The organism is Arthrobacter sp. cf158, from assembly GCF_900106835.1.
GTDB lineage: Bacteria > Actinomycetota > Actinomycetes > Actinomycetales > Micrococcaceae > Arthrobacter.
The window spans coordinates 77,725-95,008 of record NZ_FNNR01000011.1 but is presented as its reverse complement, the minus strand read 5'-3'; the positions used below and the strand labels follow the sequence as shown (position 1 = coordinate 95,008).

Here is a 17,284-nt window from a genome sequence, read left to right as displayed (position 1 = left end):
CAACTGTCATCTCGGTGGGAGTCAGCCCAGGGTGCTCTTGGCTTCGTCCATGGCTTTCTTGGCCGCGTCAGCCGGTGACATCCGGTTGAAATGGACTTCCATGGCGTAGCGCCCAAAAGCCTCTACTACCGAGCTTGAGCCTGCCGGCGGAACAGGAACAGCATCGCCCAGTTCCGAGGAGATCTCATCGATGAACTTGGCCGTGGCCGCGTCTTCGGGCGTCAGCTTGGGCAGGACTGCGGCCCGGACTTCGGAGTTGCCGGGAATGCCGCGGTCGGCCAGTGCAATCTCCCCTGCTTCAACACTGTTGGAGAGGAAGTCGATGAACTTCTGGACTTCGGCCGGGTGCTTGGTCCGGGAACTGGCAGACCAGAACTGGGAGGACTTGTAGAACTGCTCCGCGCCGGCCGCGGTGCCATCTGTGCTGGGCGGCCGGTGAATTTCCAAGGCCTGGCCCGAGGCCTTGGTGAGGGCGCCCAACTGATTGGACCAGTACCAGGCCAAGGCGAACCGGTTGGTGGCGAGCCCCTGCTGATCCACTGAGGCGGTGACGTCTTCAGTCATCACGGAGGCGGGCGGCACGGCCTTCGAATCGCGCAGCTCGGCCTGGTATTCGTACCAACCCTTCAAATCGCCCTCATCGAAGCCGAGTTTGCCATCGGACGTGAAGAGTACCTTGCCATGCTGGCGGAACCAGAGGTTCATGGGCGCATCGCCGCTGACGGCACCTGAGCCGTACACACCACTCTTACTCTTGTCCGTAATGGAGGCTGCGGTCTTGTTGTAGTCGTCCCAGGTCCAGGTCTTGTCGTCCGGAAGAGTGACGCCACTGGCCGCCACCAAAGCGGGGTTGGCCAGCACTACCTGCGCGTTCACGCCAGCGGTGACGGCGTATTGCTTGCCCTCCACCTTGCCGGCGTCGGCAACCGCTTGGTCAAATTTGCCCAGATCCACGTCCTTGAGCTCCAGCAGCGCACCGCGCCCGGCATATTCTCCCAAGTAAGCAGCGTCCATTTGGATGATGTCAGGGGCGTCTTGGGAGGCAACCTGGGTGGCCAGCTTGTCCCAATAACCGGACCAGTCGCCGTACTCGCCCTTAATCTTGATGTTCGGGTTTTTTGCTTCGAACGCATCAATAAGCTTTTGCGTCATTTTGTGGCGTACATCCGACCCCCACCAACTGAAGCGAAGGGTGACGGTTCCATCGGAGGCGGCTTGCTGGGATCCGCCGCCACAACCGGTCATGGTGATGGCGACGGCGGCCGCGGCTGCTGCGACTTTCGCCGCTAATTTTCTGCGTGCTCGAGGAGACATCAAACGTCCTTATCTGAGTCGTGCGCTACCGGGGAGAAAACGCTTTCTCAGAGTAAGTGTGCGCTACGTCACTCGTCAAGGGAGTTTTTGTTTGTTTGAGCTATCACTTTTAACAAAAGCGCTCATGACGCTTTGTGGACTCGATGGAGCGAAAACCTCCAGAGTCCCAATCCAATCACCACTGCAGACAACATTCCCAGGGCACCTGTGATCACCAAGCCAGCGCGCACCCCGAAGTCCTCCGTGAGCCACCCCGCCAGCAGGCCACCCACAGCGTGACCTCCCAGCAGCAACGGGAAGTACAGGGCCAGGACCCGCCCACGGACACTTGCACCGGCCTCGAGCTGTACAGCTGTTGCTGCACTGGTGAGGAACACCAAGGTCATGAATCCCACCACGATGAGCATCACCACAAACCACTCCTGCGTGGGCATCAGCGCCGCGAGCAGCTGCGTAAGGCCGAAGAGCCCTGCGCTGGCCACGATCCCCTTCCGGCCAAAACGCTTGATCCTGGTGGCCACCAACGCCCCGGCCAAAGCTCCCACCGCGCTGACCGTATTGAACAGGCCGAAACCGGCCGGCCCGCTATGCCACACCCCGTCCGCGAAGGCCGCCAGGACCACGGGGCCATTCATGCCAAAAGCACCCAACAAACCCGCAAGAAGCATGACCAACAGCAGAGGCGGCCGGGCACGGACAAAGCGGAATCCGGCCAGGATCTGGCCCCTTTTGGCTCCCGGTTCAGGCGCCGCCGGGGAATGATGCAACTCCCCCGGCCTCATGGACGCGATCATCACCAGGACCGCCACGCCTAAGCCAGCGTTGGCAGCGAAGGCTGCTGCAGGTCCGGCGTGGGCTATGACAACGCCGCCCAAGGCGGGGCCCGCCATGGCCCCCAACTGGCCGATTGCACTGTTCAAGCCAATAGCTGCCGGCAGACCGGCATCGCCCACCACCTCGTTGACGAATACTTGGCGTGCGGGCCCATCAATGGCGCTGGTGATGCCCAAAGCAATGCACGAGGCATAGACCACCCACACGTCAGTGCCGCCCATCGCATTCCAGACTGCCAGCCCGGCCGCCAGCAGCACAGCCACCGATTGGCACACCAGAAGGATGCGGCGCTTCGGGAAAAAATCCACCAGCACGCCACTGATGGGGCCCACCACCAACATGGGCAGGAACTGGAGTGCTACGGCGAGGCCTACAGCGGCCGGGCTGCCCGTCAGCTGGAGGACAAGCCAGTCCTGCGCCAACCTCTGCATCCACACCCCGCCGCTCCCCACCAAGGAGAGTGCGACGAAGATCCGGTAATTGTGGTGCCGCAGCGGATAATGCCAGGACTCGGTGGTGCGTGCACGGGGCGTTGTGGATTGTGGGCGCAGTGGGAACGGGCGCGGCGACACGGGGTGGTCTGCTCGATTCAGCGGGGTTTGGTTGGATTTTTATGGAGTTTTTTGTACACCAATGCCCTGAAGGAGGCTCCAGAAGGGCATGAGCTGTAGAAAAACTCTCAGCGGTGGGAGCGGATTTTGATGGCCGCAGCGGCCAGCACCAGGGTGCCGGGCACGATCACGAACAAGGCCTGCAACATCCAAACGAAAACAACTGCCATGAACACAGCCGCCAGCAACAGGAGCGAACCGCTCCAGTCGCGCAGCGAGTCAGCCTTGGCGCTGGCATATGCGGCAGCCCATTGTTGCGGGCCGGAAACGACGCCGGGTTGCTGGCCGGCGTCGCCGGTCCAGGTAACGTTCCCGCTCCAGTTGGCGGCGATCCGCAGGAACAGCACCGCGCCTGCCGCGGCTAGAACCAGCGTGGCGGGCAGGATCGCTGCCCGGCCGGGCAGTTGCCCCACCAGAGCGAGCAGCAGGTTAAGGACAATCACGACGGCGGCCGCCGCCGTCGTGATTCCAATCTTCCAGCTGCCGGGCAGCGCACGACGGAAATTCCCCCACAAGCTCCGTAGTGAATCATCCCTGCCGCTGAGGTGCCGTTCCAGGTGCGCGACGCCGGCCGCGTAGGCAGCCGGCGCCGTCACCAAGGGAAGGGAAAGGAGGAGCACGATGACTCCCGCCAGGATGGTCTCGGCGAAGAGGGCGAAGCGGTTGACCGGAATTCCGGGTTTCCCCGACGACTTGCCTGTGGCGTCCATAGTGCTCATTTCCGCTGTTCCCTAGCCCTTGAGGCCCTGCGTCGAAACACCTTCGACGATGTAGCGCTGGAAGACCAGGAAGAACACCAGTACGGGCAGGAGTGCCAGGACGGACATGGCGATCATGGCTCCGTAGTCCGAGGACTGGGTCTGGTCCACGAAAAGCCGCAGCGCCAGCGGCAGCGGGTATTTTTCCGGGGTGTTCAGGTAAAGAAGCGGGCCCAGGAAGTCGTTCCAGCTCCAAATGAAGGAGAAGATCGAGGTGGAGATCAGGGCCGGCTTCATGAGGGGCAGCATGATGGATCCGAAGATGCGAACGTGTCCTGCGCCGTCGATGCGGGCGGCTTCGTCCAGTTCGGCCGGAAGGCCTCGCATGAACTGGACCATCAGGAACACGAAGAACGCGTCAGCGGCCAGGAACTTGCCGATCAGCAACGGCACGTAGGTGTCCACGAGGCCCAGCTGCTGGAACACGATGTACTGCGGGATGATCACCACGTGGAAGGGCAGGAGCAAGGTGGCGATCATCATGCCGAAGAACAGTCCACGGCCCGGGAAGTTGATCCGGGCGAAGGCATAGGCCGAGATACTGGCTGAGAGGACGGTGCCCACCACGGCACCGACGGCCAGGATCAAGGAGTTGGTGAAGAACGTCAGCGTGGAGACCCCGCCAATCCCCTCCATGGCCGTGGCGAAGTTATCGAAGCTGAAGTTGTTGGACCACAGCGCGTTGTTGGCGCCGCCGATCTCGGAGTTGGGCTTGAAGGACGACGTGATCATCCATAGGGCCGGGTAGAGGACCATTGCCACCAGTGCCAAAGCGACAATGTGGAAGATGGTGCTCTTGATCCGCCTGGCCATAACGGATTCGGATTTCGGGTTGTACACCGGTGCCGGCGTTGTAGGCGTTGTTGGTTGGTTCTGGGTGGGGGTTGCCATGGTTGTCACTTTGCATCACCGCTGTAGTGGACCCAGGACTTGGAGGTCTTGAAGAAGATCAGCGTGATGATGCCGACCACGATCACCAGGAGCCAAGCCATTGCCGAGGCGTAACCCATCCGGAAATCGGAGAAACCGCGCAAGTACAGGTAGAGGGTGTAGAAGAGGGTGGATCCTGCCGGGCCGCCTTCACCGTTGGAGATGATGTAGGCCGAGGCGAAGATCTGGAAGGCGTGGATGGTTTCCATCAGCAGGTTGAAGAAGATCACCGGGGAGAGCATGGGCCAGGTGATGTTCATGAACTTCCGCACCGGGCCGGCACCGTCCATCGACGCCGCCTCATATAGGTCGGCCGGGATCTGCTTGAGGCCGGCCAGGAAAATAACCATCGGGGCACCGAACTGCCACACGGTCAACAGGATCATCATGCCCATGGTCATGTTCGGGTTGCCCACCCAGCCGCCAAGGTTGATCCCGAAGAAGGACAAGCCCTGGTCCACCGGGCCGGAATCGCCGAACATGGCCTTCCAGACGATCGCGATGGACACGGACGCGCCAATCAACGAGGGGGCGTAAAACGCGGACCGGTAGAAACCCTGGCCCTTGCGCTTGCTGTTGAGCAGCATCGCGATCGCCAACGCCGCCGCGAGCTTCAACGGGGTACCGAAGACCACGTACTGCATGGTCACCCCTACCGACTGCAGGAACCGTTCGTCCTGGAACAGCGAGACGTAGTTATCGAAACCGATCCATTTGGGGGCATCGAACAAGTTGTAGTTGGTGAAGGAGAGGTACAGCGAGGAAATCATCGGACCCACGGTCAGGGCGATGAATCCCAGCAGCCAGGGCAACAGGAACGTGTAGCCGGCGCGGGCATCCGCCCCCCGCCGCCGCGACTTACGCGGCTGCGAGGGAGCGGACGACGCTGCGCGCCTGCTCAAGGTTGGGCTTTGAGTCACAAGATCAGTCCGTCAGTCGGGAAGCGCGGATCAGACACAGACGGTCTGCTTAGGCGTTCTGCTTGATAAGGTCTTCGGCTTCCTTGAACCACACATCAACTGCGCCGTCCACGGTCAGCTTTCCGTAGTTCAGGTCCTGCGTGACCCGCTTGAACGTGGACTCCAGCGTGCCGAACCCAACGATGGGCGGCTCCGGGGCGTCCTTGAGGTACTTCTCAATGGACTTCTCATAATCGACCACGAGCTTGTCCGTGCCTTCGAACGTGGTGCCATCGCGCTGGGTCTTCGACGCCGGGACACCGCGGGAGGTCTTGAAGATCTGACCCACCTCGGGATCATTGACCATGAAGTCGATGAAGCGGGCAGCAGCATCCTTGTACTTGGTCTTGGCGCTGGCCACCATGAGCATGGAGGGCTTGAGGAACAGGCCCAGGTTGTCAGGATCGTCCGAGGGAACCGGGACGAGCTTGAGTTCCTTGGCGCCGGAGTCCGCAAGGTAGCCTGCCATGAAGTTGTCCCAGGTGACTTCCGTGGCCGTGACGTTGGAGCCGAACGGGGACTTGGGCAGCAACTGGGTGGCCTTGTCTTCGCCCACAATCGCGCCGGTGCCGCGCAGGTCCGCGGTGAGGTTCCACCACTTCTTCAGGTCATCCTTGGAGAAGCCAAGCTTGCCTTCATCGGTGAAGGCCTGGATGTTGTTCTGGCGCAGCCAAATGTTGAAGTTCCACCAAATACCGGTGTAGTCGGTGCCGCCGAACAGGGTGCCGTTACCCTTCTGGCCAACCTCGGTCAGGAAAGCGTTGAACTCTTTGTAGTTCCAGCTGCCGTCCGGCTCGGCGATGCCCAGGGCCGCGAGCTTGGCGGGGTCGTAATAGACAGCGAACGCGTTGGTGCTGGTGGGGATGCCGTAGGTCTTGCCGCGGATCTGGCCCGAGGGAAGGAGGGATTTCTCGAAGGCGTCAGTGTTGACCTTCACGGTGCCAAGATCCAGGAGCTGGTTCCGCTGGCCGTAATCGCGGAGGTAGGACAGGTCCCACTGCATGACATCCGGCAGGCCGCCGCCTGCAGCTTCGGTAGCGCGCTTCTGCCAGTACCCAGCGAAGTCGGAGAAGTTGCCGTTGACCTTGATGTCCGGGTTCTTGGACTCAAACAGGGCAATGGCTTTACGGGTGCGCTCGGCGCGGTCGTCGTTGCCCCACCAGGTGTAGGTAATGGTGACGGGATTGTCCGCGGAACCGGTCTGGGCCGGCGACGAGGATTGGCCACAAGCGGAGAGGAACGCGGCGGATGCAGTGCCGAGAGCCACCGTGGTGAGGAATTTCCTTCTATCGATCATGAGAGCCTCCTTGCTCAGTTGGTGCAAGCTTGGTGAGTTCTCTACAACGTGGCAGTGATCTCGCTTACACTCGTTCTGAATCGATACAATATCCCTAAACCGGAATCTGGGCAAGCGTTTTCCAAAGAACTGCTTCCCGATGGTTTTTCATCGATACGCTGCACTCATGCCTTCAGTACCATCCGCACCAGTCCGGCCAACCTGACGAAGGAGTCCCCTTGACCTCCACCGAAATCCCACGCAGTCGATCTGTCTGGAACAGCATCGACGGCCTCGCTTACGGCGGCGACTACAACCCTGAACAATGGCCCGAAGACATCCGGCTCGAGGACATCGAACTCATGAAGGAAGCCGGGGTCAACTTCCTGAGCGTCGGCATCTTCTCCTGGGGCCTCCTGGAACCCACTGAGGGAAACTACGATTTCGGCTGGCTGGACGATGTCATGGACAACCTGCACGAGGCCGGGATCAAGGTGGCGCTGGCGACCGCCACGGCCTCTCCCCCTGCCTGGCTGGCCCGCAAATACCCGGAAATCCTACCCGTCACAGCGGAAGGAACCAGACTTGAGCGGGGCTCACGACGCCACTACACGCCGTCGTCCTCTGTCTACCGCCGTTACGCCACCACCATGACGCGCGTCATCGCCGAACGGTACAAGGACCACCCGGCCCTGGCTCTTTGGCACGTGGACAACGAACTCGGCTGCCACGTTGGCGAGTTCCACGGAGAAGAAGACGCCGCCGCGTTCCGCGCATGGCTTGAACGCCGATACGGCTCCATCGAGGCACTCAATGAGTCCTGGGGAACGGCGTTCTGGTCCCAGCACTACGCATCGTTTGACGAGATCATCCCGCCAGGGGCGGCGCCCACCACCCTCAACCCCGGGCAACAACTGGACTTCGCCCGGTTCAACTCCTGGGCCTTCATCGACTACTACCGCGAGCTGCTGGCCGTGATCCGCGAAGTCACCCCTGGCATCCCGGCGACCACCAACTTCATGGTCTCCAGCGCCACCAAGACCCTGGACTACTTTGACTGGTCCAAGGACATGGACGTCATCGCCAACGACCATTACCTGGTGGCGGCGGACCCTGAACGCGGGATCGAGCTCGCCTTCAGCGCCGACCTCACCCGTGGCGTGGCGGGCGGAGAACCCTGGATCCTCATGGAACATTCGACGTCGGCGGTCAACTGGCAGCCGCACAACCAGCCCAAGATGCCCGGCGAAATGCTCCGCAACTCACTGACGCACGTGGCCCGCGGCGCCGATGCTGTGATGTTCTTCCAGTGGCGGCAAAGCAAGGCCGGCTCGGAGAAGTTCCACTCGGCCATGGTTCCCCACGGCGGCCGCGACACCCAGGTGTGGCGCAATGTGGTGGACCTCGGCGAGGCCTTGTCCGCGCTGGAAACCGTCAAGGGATCGAAGGTGGAATCCCGCGTTGCGATCGTGTTCGACTACGAGGCCTGGTGGGCCTCGGAACTGGATTCGCACCCGCATAATTCGCTGAAATACCTCGACACCATGCGGGCCTTCCACCGTTCACTGTACAAGCGCGGGATCACCGCGGACTTCGTCCACCCGTCCTCGGATTTGTCCGGTTATGACCTCATCCTGGTCTGCACCCTTTACGCCGTCACAGACGCGGCCGCCGCGTCAATCGCATCGGCCGCCCAAGGTGGCGCAACGGTTCTGATCAGCTACTTCAGCGGCATTGTTGACGAGCAGGACCACGTTCGCTTGGGCGGATATCCCGGCGCCTTCCGCGATTTGCTGGGTGTTCGCAGCGAGGAATTCCACCCGCTGTTCCCCGGCACCTCGGTAACGTTGAGCGATGGAACCGTGGGATCGGTGTGGAGCGAACACGTTTCCGCGGCAGAATCCACCGAAGTCCTGGCACGCTTTACCGATTACCCCCTGGACGGCGTCCCGGCACTGACCCGGCGCAGCGTCGGCGCGGGTTCGGCCTGGTACCTGGCCACCCTTCCGGATGCGGCCGGCATCGAGGCCCTGACCGCGCGGCTGGTGGAAGAAGCGCAGCTGATGGCCGTGACTGAGGCGAGTGACGGCGTCGAACTCACGCGGCGGCGCGCGGAGGACGGACGCACCTTCCTGTTCGCCATCAACCACAGCCGGGAGGACGCCGCGGTGAAGGCCGACGGCGCCGAGCTTCTGAGCGGTGCACGTTTCACCGGGGTGGTACCCGCCGGAGCCGTGGCCGTCATCGCCGAAGACTGACCCAAGCCACGGAGAGCACACGCAAAAAAACCGCGCCCCGGGTGATCCTGAAGGACCAACCCGGGGCGCGGTTCCCGTTACTGAAAAACTAACTGATCGCGGACTTCATTTCGTCTACGGCCTTCTTGCCCGCTTCCTCCGTGGAGAGCCTGTTGAACAGGACCTCGGAGGTGTAGCGCTTCACGATTTCCTGGATGGCACCGGCGCCCTTCGGCGGGGCTGCCGGGGCGTCGCCAAGCTCGCTCTTGATCTGGTCAATGAAGTCCACCACCTTCACGTCAGCCTTGGCGAGCTTGGGAGCGATGGCTTCACGGACCTCGGAGTTCGGGTAGACGCCGCGGTCTGCCAGGAGTGCCTCGCCGGCCTTGACGTTGTTGGTGAGGAAGTTGATGAACTTGGCAGTCTCTTCAGGGTGCTTGGTGCGCGAAGAAGCAGACCAGAACTGGGAGGCCTTGTACCAAAGCTTCGCGTCAGCAGCCTTGCCCGTCTTGGAGGGGAAGCGGAGGATCTGAAGTTCGCCGCCGGCAGCCTTTTCCAGGGCAGGGAGCTGGTTGGACCACCAGAAGGCCAGGCCGTTCTTGCCCGTAGCCAAGCCACTCTGGTCCAGCGGTGCTGCCTCGGCTTCAACAACCTCGGATGCGGACGGGACTGCCTTCTTCTCGCTCAGTTCCTTCAGGAAGCTCCACCACTCGGCGATGTCCGATGGCTCGAAGCCCAGCTTGCCGTCCTCGGTGTAGAGGGACTTGCCATTCTGGCGCAGCCACACTCCGAGGGATGCCTCATCGGTTCCGTAGGCGGCGGCGCCGTACGTACCCTTGGGCGACTTGGCAGTGACCTCGGCGGAGATGCGCTCAAAGTCTTCCCAGGTCCAGGTCTTGTCGTCGGGCAGGGCCACGCCAGCTGCCTGGAAGACGGCCGGGTTGGCCAGGATAGTGGCGGCGTTGATGCCTGCCGCGATGCCCGTCAGGCCCTTCTCGCCCTTGCCTGCGTCGAGGGCTGCCTCATCCAATTTGGAGGTATCAACGTCGTACTTGGAGAGGTCCAGGAGAGCGCCGCGCGTGGAGTACTCGGTGATGTACTTTTCGTCCATCTGGATGATGTCCGGGGCATCGTTGGCGGCAACCTGGGTGGCCAGCTTGTCCCAGTAGCCGCTCCAGTCGCCATACTCGGGCTTGATCTTGATGTTGGGGTTCTCGGCTTCGAACGCCGCGATGGCCGCTTGGGTTACCTGGGCCCGCTTGTCGCCACCCCACCAGGCGAAGCGAAGCTCCACCTTGCCATCGGCGCTCTTTGCGTCGGATCCTCCGCCGCCACCGCAGGCGGTGAGTGCGAGGACTGCGGCAGCTGTAGCTGCGACGAGGGCTGACGCCCGGAGCTTGCGCGTGGAGCGCTTGGCCTTGGAGCCCGGGGCGCCTGCCGTTGTTGGTGCGGGGGCGACTGCTTCACCCTTTGGATTTACCGGCACTGATGTCTCCGATCTTCATTGATCTTGATGCGATATGAGAAAGCGTTTTCTTGCTGATCATTATGGTACAAGTCACATTCTTGTATGACAAGATGCCAACTTGTACTACTTCTTGGACATGCCCGACGGCGGCGCTCACCGAAAAGGGGGCGGCAGGCGCCGCCCCCTTCTGGCGGAACGGCCGGCTTACTTGATGCCGGTGGTGGCGATGCCCTTGATGAGGAATCGCTGGCCGAACAGGAACACCAGGAAGACGGGGAGCAAGGACACGATGGACATGGCGAAGAGCGATCCCCAGCTCGTGGCGGACTGCGAGTCAACAAAGGCCCGCAGGGCTACCGGCACCGTGAACATGTCCGGATCCGTCAGGTAGATGAGAGCACCGAAGAAGTCGTTCCATGTCCAGATGAACGTGAAGATGGTGGTGGTGGCCAAGGCCGGGACCATCAGGGGCAGGATGACGCGGAGGAAGATCCTGGGGTGGCCGGCGCCGTCGATGCGGGCTGCTTCGTCGAGGTCCTTGGGGATACCGCGGATGAATTGGACCATGAGGAACACGAAGAACGCATCCGTGGCCAGGAGCTTGGGCACGATGAGCGGCCAGAAGGTGTTCACCCAGCCGATCTGCGAGAACAGGATGTACTGCGGCACGATCACCACATGGAAGGGGAGCATGATGGTCAACAGCATGATGCCGAAGAACAGCTTCTTGCCGCTGAACTGCAGGCGGGCGAAGGCGTACGCGGCCATGGAGCAGGAAACCAGGTTGCCGACAATGGAGCCCAGGACCACAATCGCTGAGTTGATCATGTAGTGCCCGAACGGGTGCGTCAGCGCTGACCAGCCATCGGTGTAGTTGCTCATTTCCAGGTTCTCCAGCCAGAGGCCGGGTTCGCGGAAGATGAGGTCGTTGGGGCGGAGTGAGGAAACCACCATCCACAGCAGCGGGTAGATCATCACGCCACCAACAAGGATCAATATGGCGTGCTTGATCAGGCCTTTGATGCGGGCGCTGCGGCTGAAGGCCAGGTTTCCCCGGGACTCACGGCGGCGCGGGCTCTTGCCGGACTTGGCGTCGGACGAGGTAGCGGCGGGGAGGGTCTGGAGTTTAGTCATCGTAGAACACCCAATACTTTGAAGCGATGAAGTTGATTGCAGTGAAGACACCGATGATGACCAGCAGCAACCAGGCCATCGCCGAGGCGTAGCCCATGTCGAACTGGCCGAAGCCCTTTTGGTACAGGTACAGGGTGAAGAACATGGTGGAGTCGGACGGGCCGCCATTGCCGCCGGAGACGATGAACGCCTGGGTGAACGACTGGAACGAGCCAATGATCTGCAGCACCAGGTTGAAGAAGATGATGGGGCTCAGCATCGGCAGCGTGATCCGCCAGAACTGCTGAAGGGTGGTTGCACCATCCACCTTGGCCGCCTCGTAGTACATCACCGGGATTTGGCGCAGGCCTGCCAGGAAGATGATCATGGGGCTGCCGAAAGTCCAGACGTGCAGCAGGATGATGGAGCCCAGGGCAGTGTTGGGGTCAGAAATCCATCCCGGTCCCTCGATGCCCACCATCGCCAGGACCTGGTTCACCAGGCCTGTGGTGCCGAAGATCTGCTTCCACAGGATGGCAACAGCAACGGAGCCACCCAGCAGGGAGGGCAAGTAGAAGATGGAGCGGTAGAACGGAAGGCCCCGAAGACCCTTATCCAGGACCAGCGCAATCACCAGGGCCACGGCCAACTGGAGCGGAACACCCACCAGAACGTACGTGAACGTGACGCGCAGGGAGTTGTGGAGGCGGGCATCGCCGAACATCCGGACAAAGTTGTCCAGGCCAACCCATTCCGGCGGCTGAAGGAGGTTGTAGTCCGTGAAGGACAGGTACAAGGACATCAGCATGGGGCCCACGGTGATGACGGCCAGGCCCAGCAGCCAGGGAAGAAGGAAGACGTAGGCGGCCTTGTTGTCGCGGCCGTTGGCCTTCTTCTCTTCCTTGGTCATGGGGCCCTTGCGGCGGGTCATCGTAGAGAGTTCGCCAATTGCGCTCATTGCTTCCCCCTCGCCGGAGCGCGAACGCCTTGCGGCGTCCCCGTGTGTGTAACAGCGGCCATGTGGTCTCCTTTGGTCATCGTGGCCATCCACGGAGTTCGAGTCTGATTGGTGCTTGCCGTCCGGGGCGCCGCCGTTCTTCTGGCGCTTCCCCGTGAAAGGCCGGGATTCGGGTCCCGGCTTTCAGCGGCTCCGTACCAAAGTAAACGTTTTCTTGACCCATGTACAGCCTTTTGCTAATTTTTGAGAAAGCGTTTTCTTGCGAAGCCGCCCACATCGATTTCCCCACGCTGAAGAAGCCCGGCGTGAGCTAACGCACACCCTCCCGCATCGATAAGGCAGGACACTATTGTTTCCCACCCACCCCACCTGCCATGACCGCGGCTGACGTGGCAGAAAGCCCCGCCCGCCCCAGTGCGCTGGGCGGCTATGAAGACTGGCCCGGCTACGCGGCACACCGCCACGTCGCTGATTCCCCGGGCGCCCAGCAGCTGGCCGACACACTGGGGGTTCCGTCCGTAACAACAGACCTTGGATACACAGTCCATTCAGAATCAAGGCACGACGACGTCATCACCTCCCGCCTTTCATGGCAGGTGGGATTCGGCCCAAGGACGTCCGCATGGTTCGTGCGGCCGGCCGGCGCCACGGGACCTCTCCCCGGGCTGCTCGCATTGCACTGCCACGGCGGCATCAAGGCTTACGGCGCGGAGCGGCTCGTCGCGGTGCCGCCCGGGGTGGATAACCACGATGACGGCTCCCGTCCGGATGGATTGAGCCTCACGGACGGCTTGGGCACTGTGCCGCTTGAAATGCGCGCCAAGCTCTACGGCGGCCGGGCACTGGCTACCTGGTTGGCCCAACAGGGATTCGCCGTCCTGGCGCATGACACCTTCATGTGGGGCAGCCGCCGCTTCCAGCTCGATCCCCTGCCCTTGCGTACGGCCACATCCGTCAATGGCCAGCGGGCAATCTGGCGGGAGGCCGGCGTCGAACCTTCCCCGGCGGAACTGTACGACGCAGCGGCCGGCGCCCACGAGGATACTGTGGCGAAAGCAGCAGCGTTGCTGGGAACCACCGTTGCGGGGACTGTTGCACACGACGATCTCGCCGCGCTGCACGTCCTCGGATCGCTGCCAGGGCTGGACCCGGAACGGATCGGTTGTCTCGGATTCTCCGGCGGTGGCGGCAGGGCCATGGTGCTCGCTGCCCTGAGTCCCATGATCCGGGGCTACGTGGTGACCTGCATGATGACTACCTTCGCATCGTTGCTGCCCGCGTATGTGGACGCGCATTCCTGGTTGCTGCACTCCCCCGGCCTGGCACGGCTGGGGGATTGGCCGGATCTGGCCGTCCGGTCCAGTGCGCAAGTACTGGTCCAGTACGCCCTTAACGATCAGCTTTTCCCGGAACAGGGAATGCGCGATGCCCACGCCTATCTGTCGAGGCAGCTGCCACGCGAGCGCTATACCGGCAGCTTCTGGCAGCAACCACACGTTTTCACCCCGGCCATGCAGGAACAGGCTGCCACCTTCCTGACCGCAGCCCTGCAACCCCGGCACCCCAGTTCGCCTACACCTGAGCCAGCTAGGACAGACTCATGACTCAACCCCTCACCTCCACGGCAGTGGAACACCCCGTACGCCTCACCCGCATCGCGCTGGTGGGCGTGCACGGCTTCGGCGAACGGCATCTGGAGAACCTGGATCGGCTCTCGGCCGAGGGTGCCCTGGAGCTGGTGGCCGTCGCCGATCCGCGGCCTCCTGCCGAGGGCACACTTGGGCCCCAGGTCCAGGTGTTTGCTTCCCTCTATGAGCTGCTGGATGCCGGGACCGCACCAGACGTCGTTATCGTCTCCACACCCATCCAAACCCATGCTCCCCTTGCCCTCGCAGCCCTCAAAGCCGGCGCCAACGTGTATCTGGAAAAGCCACCGGTGGCATCGATGGCGCAGTATGAGGCGGTCATGGCGGCCGCAGAAAGCGCTGGCCGCCTGGTGCAAATTGGGTTTCAGAGCCTTGGTTCCGATGCTCTCCCCGCCATCGAAGCACTGGTGGCGTCCGGCGGGATCGGCGAGGTCCGGGGCATCAGTGCCACAGGTCTGTGGCTTCGCACCAAAGGGTATTTCAAGCGGTCCCGGTGGGCCGGAAAACGGAACCTGAACGGCACCGATGTGGTGGACGGGGTGGCAACCAACGCGCTGGCGCACGCGGTTGCTACCGGGCTTCGGCTGGCCGGTGCAAGGACCGTGGCGGACGTCGAATCCGTGGACACCGACCTTTACCGGGCCAACGATACCGAGAGTGACGACACCTCCGTGGTACGGGTGCGGACCACGGACGGCACAGTCCTGACCTGCGCCCTGACGCTCTGCGCACCCGTGCAGTCCGCACCGGCAGTCACTATCTACGGCACGCTTGGCCAGCTCACCCTCTCCTACACGGAGGACCGTGTGGAGATCACCACTCCGGAGGGTGTCCGTACCCAGGCATTTGGGCGGAAAGACCTCCTGGAGAACCTCTTGGCAGCGCGCGGCGAGGAGGATCTCCTCAGTCCGCTCAGCGGCGCCGGCGCCTACGTGGCCGTCCTTGAAGCCATCCGGACAGCGGACGCGCCACAGCCCATCCACCCGGATTTCATCACGTGGGAGGGAGTCGGCGACGACGCCCACCCCGTGGTCCACGGCATCCAAACCCTCATCCAACGGGCAGCCCTGGGCCAAGCGACGTTCGCGGAACTGGGAGCCCCATGGACTGCGTCCAGCGGGCCAACCTTTGAGGTCAACGGCACCACCGTCGCTACCCTCCAGGATGGGTCCGGCGTCCGCGCAACGTCGTCCCCGCGCCCTTACCTCCACCCCATACGAACCCTGGCCGGCACGGTGGTCACTGACCACGTCCCGGAGGACCACGTGTGGCACCTCGGAGCAGGCGTGGCCCTCCAGGACGTGGACGGCATCAACTTTTGGGGTGGCCGGACCTACACCCGCGACGCCGGGGCCTACGTTTGGCGTCAAGACCACGGCCATATTGCCATCGAATCCGCAGAGCACTCGTCCGGGCGCAGGCGCGAACAGCTGAGCTGGATCGGTCCTGACGGATCACCCGTGCTCCGCGAACAACGCGAGTGGCGCTGGGCCGGCGTCGGAAATTCAGCGTGGAAGCTGACGCTGGACTTCACGTTGGAGTCCGCCACCGGGCGCACCGTGCTGTTGGGCAGCCCCGGCTCCAACGGACGGCCTCAGGGTGGTTACGGCGGCTTCTTCTGGCGGCTGCCAAGAGTAGCAGATGCCACCATCTGGACTCCGGACGCGCGTGGCGAGGACGCCGTGCACGGCAGCGTGGCGCCCTGGCTGGCGTGGTCGGGAACGTTCGACGCCGGTACTTCCGGCGCAGCGCACGTCACCGGCGACGGTGGGCTGGGCCACCCGGCAACACTCGTCTTCCTTGCTTCACCGCAGGCCCCGGACCCTTGGTTCGTGCGGCATGCGGGCTATCCCGGCGTCGGATGGTCGTTGGCCTGGGATGCCCCGGTGCCCGCCGAACCCGGACGCCCTGTCCACAGGTCGGTCACTGTGCTCGTCACGGATGGCTTCCTGGCAACACAAGACATTGAACAGCTCATCACTACTTTGGGGGACCAGGCATGACCACACCCACTCAATCCACTCCGGCCCTGGCGGCAAACAGTGCAGTCACCGCACGCACTGCACTCACCGCCATCACTGCACTCACGGCACCGGGCAACGCCGCCGACCGTGCAGTGAAGCGCCGCCGGGTCCTGGACATCCTCGACGAGGCTGGACGCGATTCGCTTCTCCTCACGTCCAACACGGCGCTCACGTGGTACCTGGATGGCAGCCGTGTCCACATCAGCCTGGCCGGCGACCCCATCGCTGCCCTCTTGGTGGACCGCACGGGGGACCACCTGGTCACGTTCAACAACGAGGCCGGGCGGATTGCCGCCGAGGAACTGCCGGAAGGCGTCAGCCTGGACACCGTGCCGTGGCATAGCCAGCTGCATGCTGCGGCGGCTGGTCTGGCGATCGACGGTGACCCGATGGTGGAAGCCGCAGTGAGCTCGGAACTGCGGGCCGCCCGCCAGCAACTCCTGCCCGCGGAAGCAGCCCGCTATGCCGCACTCTCCGCCGACGCAGCCGCCGCCATGACGGATGTCCTCACGGCTGTGACGCCGGAGACCACCGAGTTCCAGTTGGTATCGGACCTGGCCGCCAGGATTGTTGCTGTGGGTGCCGAACCGCTCGTCCTGCTCTGCAATGGTGCTGACCGCAGCGACTTCCGGCATCCTTTGGCCACCCACTCCCCCATCGGCCGGCGCGCCATGGCGGTTGTGTGCGCGCGCCGGAACGGTCTGGTCGCCAATGTGACCCGTTGGGTGGCTTTCGACGCCGGCTCTCCCCAGGAGCTCGACGCCGAGGCCCGCATCGCTGCGGTTGAGGCCGACATCTTCCGGGCCACGGTCCCGGGCGCCAAGCTGAACGAGGTCTTCACGGCGATCAAGTCGGCCTACGCGAGGCACGGATTCGGGGACGATCAGTGGACGCTCCACCACCAAGGCGGACCTGCAGGTTACGCAGGCCGCGATCCCCGGGTGACGGCCGAGGTCACGGACACCATTGTCCTCAACCAGCCCTTCACCTGGAACCCGTCCGGTCCCGGCGTAAAGATCGAGGACACGGTTCTGCTCACGGATTCCGGTGTGCGCGTCCTGACCGTGGACGAACGCTGGCCCACCACGGACGTTGACGGCCGCCGTCGTCCGCTGACACTGCGCCCGTAACCGCGGCAAGCAAACACGAAAGGGGC

Annotated in this window: 13 protein-coding genes; 4 read left to right on the top strand and 9 right to left on the bottom strand. The window is 63.0% G+C overall.

Annotated elements, in window-relative coordinates:
- Positions 1-21: 21 nt before the first annotated feature.
- The 6 genes from BLW08_RS20045 to BLW08_RS20020 all read right to left on the bottom strand — a co-directional run bounded on the left by BLW08_RS20045 (position 22) and on the right by BLW08_RS20020 (position 6,703).
- Complete coding sequence (locus tag BLW08_RS20045) at positions 22-1,314, bottom strand: ABC transporter substrate-binding protein (RefSeq protein ID WP_091327545.1); 1,293 nt, start codon at positions 1,312-1,314, stop codon at positions 22-24.
- A gap of 122 nt (positions 1,315-1,436) precedes the next feature.
- Positions 1,437-2,720 carry an MFS transporter gene (locus BLW08_RS20040; protein WP_091327542.1) on the bottom strand — a complete coding sequence of 428 codons (1,284 nt, stop codon included), beginning with the start codon at positions 2,718-2,720 and terminating at the stop codon, positions 1,437-1,439.
- Between the two features lie 107 nt (positions 2,721-2,827).
- The gene (locus BLW08_RS20035; RefSeq protein ID WP_091327538.1) at positions 2,828-3,469 is read right to left on the bottom strand and encodes a Poxvirus protein I5; all 642 of its coding nucleotides are present in this window, start codon (positions 3,467-3,469) and stop codon (positions 2,828-2,830) included.
- Between the two features lie 21 nt (positions 3,470-3,490).
- Positions 3,491-4,408 (bottom strand): carbohydrate ABC transporter permease, encoded by a 918-nt coding sequence (locus tag BLW08_RS20030; protein WP_091327649.1) that lies wholly within the window; start codon positions 4,406-4,408, stop codon positions 3,491-3,493.
- Positions 4,409-4,413: 5 nt separating this feature from the next.
- Entirely contained in the window at positions 4,414-5,367 is a 954-nt protein-coding gene (locus BLW08_RS20025; protein ID WP_091327536.1) for a carbohydrate ABC transporter permease, read from the bottom strand.
- Positions 5,368-5,416: 49 nt separating this feature from the next.
- The gene (locus tag BLW08_RS20020) at positions 5,417-6,703 is read right to left on the bottom strand and encodes an ABC transporter substrate-binding protein (RefSeq protein ID WP_091327534.1); all 1,287 of its coding nucleotides are present in this window, start codon (positions 6,701-6,703) and stop codon (positions 5,417-5,419) included.
- Between the two features lie 218 nt (positions 6,704-6,921).
- Here BLW08_RS20020 and BLW08_RS20015 point away from each other — a divergent pair, with 218 nt between their 5' ends.
- Complete coding sequence (locus BLW08_RS20015; RefSeq protein ID WP_091327531.1) at positions 6,922-8,940, top strand: beta-galactosidase; 2,019 nt, start codon at positions 6,922-6,924, stop codon at positions 8,938-8,940.
- An 88-nt stretch (positions 8,941-9,028) separates the two neighbouring features.
- Here the strand turns inward: BLW08_RS20015 and BLW08_RS20010 are convergent, their stop codons facing one another.
- The 3 genes from BLW08_RS20010 to BLW08_RS20000 all read right to left on the bottom strand — a co-directional run bounded on the left by BLW08_RS20010 (position 9,029) and on the right by BLW08_RS20000 (position 12,458).
- On the bottom strand, positions 9,029-10,405 hold the full coding sequence (locus tag BLW08_RS20010) for an ABC transporter substrate-binding protein (protein ID WP_091327528.1): 1,377 nt from the start codon (positions 10,403-10,405) through the stop codon (positions 9,029-9,031).
- Positions 10,406-10,591: 186 nt separating this feature from the next.
- Positions 10,592-11,521: a carbohydrate ABC transporter permease gene (locus BLW08_RS20005; protein ID WP_090816765.1), complete on the bottom strand. Its 930-nt coding sequence runs from the start codon at positions 11,519-11,521 to the stop codon at positions 10,592-10,594.
- Positions 11,514-12,458, bottom strand: a complete 945-nt coding sequence (locus tag BLW08_RS20000) for a carbohydrate ABC transporter permease (RefSeq protein WP_091327525.1) — start codon at positions 12,456-12,458, stop codon at positions 11,514-11,516. The genes BLW08_RS20005 and BLW08_RS20000 overlap by 8 nt, the downstream gene beginning before the upstream one ends.
- A 374-nt stretch (positions 12,459-12,832) precedes the next feature.
- On the opposite strand from BLW08_RS20000, the gene BLW08_RS19995 reads away from it, so the two are divergent.
- The 3 genes from BLW08_RS19995 to BLW08_RS19985 are packed head-to-tail and all read left to right on the top strand — an operon-like array spanning position 12,833 to position 17,258.
- On the top strand, positions 12,833-14,062 hold the full coding sequence (locus BLW08_RS19995) for a dienelactone hydrolase family protein (protein ID WP_175538776.1): 1,230 nt from the start codon (positions 12,833-12,835) through the stop codon (positions 14,060-14,062).
- The gene (locus tag BLW08_RS19990) at positions 14,059-16,107 is read left to right on the top strand and encodes a DUF6807 family protein (RefSeq protein ID WP_091327523.1); all 2,049 of its coding nucleotides are present in this window, start codon (positions 14,059-14,061) and stop codon (positions 16,105-16,107) included. The genes BLW08_RS19995 and BLW08_RS19990 overlap by 4 nt, the downstream gene beginning before the upstream one ends.
- On the top strand, positions 16,104-17,258 hold the full coding sequence (locus tag BLW08_RS19985; protein WP_254779985.1) for a M24 family metallopeptidase: 1,155 nt from the start codon (positions 16,104-16,106) through the stop codon (positions 17,256-17,258). The genes BLW08_RS19990 and BLW08_RS19985 overlap by 4 nt, the downstream gene beginning before the upstream one ends.
- Positions 17,259-17,284: the final 26 nt, after the last annotated feature.

Excerpts from the sequence above, each read along its gene's own strand:
- BLW08_RS20045 (WP_091327545.1), bottom strand. The coding sequence starts at position 1,314 with ATGTCTCCTCGAGCACGCAGAAAATTAGCGGCGAAAGTCGCAGCAGCC.
- BLW08_RS20035 (WP_091327538.1), bottom strand. The coding sequence starts at position 3,469 with ATGGACGCCACAGGCAAGTCGTCGGGGAAACCCGGAATTCCGGTCAAC.
- BLW08_RS20030 (WP_091327649.1), bottom strand. The coding sequence starts at position 4,408 with ATGGCAACCCCCACCCAGAACCAACCAACAACGCCTACAACGCCGGCA.
- BLW08_RS20020 (WP_091327534.1), bottom strand. The coding sequence starts at position 6,703 with ATGATCGATAGAAGGAAATTCCTCACCACGGTGGCTCTCGGCACTGCA.
- BLW08_RS20005 (WP_090816765.1), bottom strand. The coding sequence starts at position 11,521 with ATGACTAAACTCCAGACCCTCCCCGCCGCTACCTCGTCCGACGCCAAG.
- BLW08_RS20000 (WP_091327525.1), bottom strand. The coding sequence starts at position 12,458 with ATGAGCGCAATTGGCGAACTCTCTACGATGACCCGCCGCAAGGGCCCC.
- BLW08_RS19995 (WP_175538776.1), top strand. The coding sequence starts at position 12,833 with ATGACCGCGGCTGACGTGGCAGAAAGCCCCGCCCGCCCCAGTGCGCTG.
- BLW08_RS19990 (WP_091327523.1), top strand. The coding sequence starts at position 14,059 with ATGACTCAACCCCTCACCTCCACGGCAGTGGAACACCCCGTACGCCTC.
- BLW08_RS19985 (WP_254779985.1), top strand. The coding sequence starts at position 16,104 with ATGACCACACCCACTCAATCCACTCCGGCCCTGGCGGCAAACAGTGCA.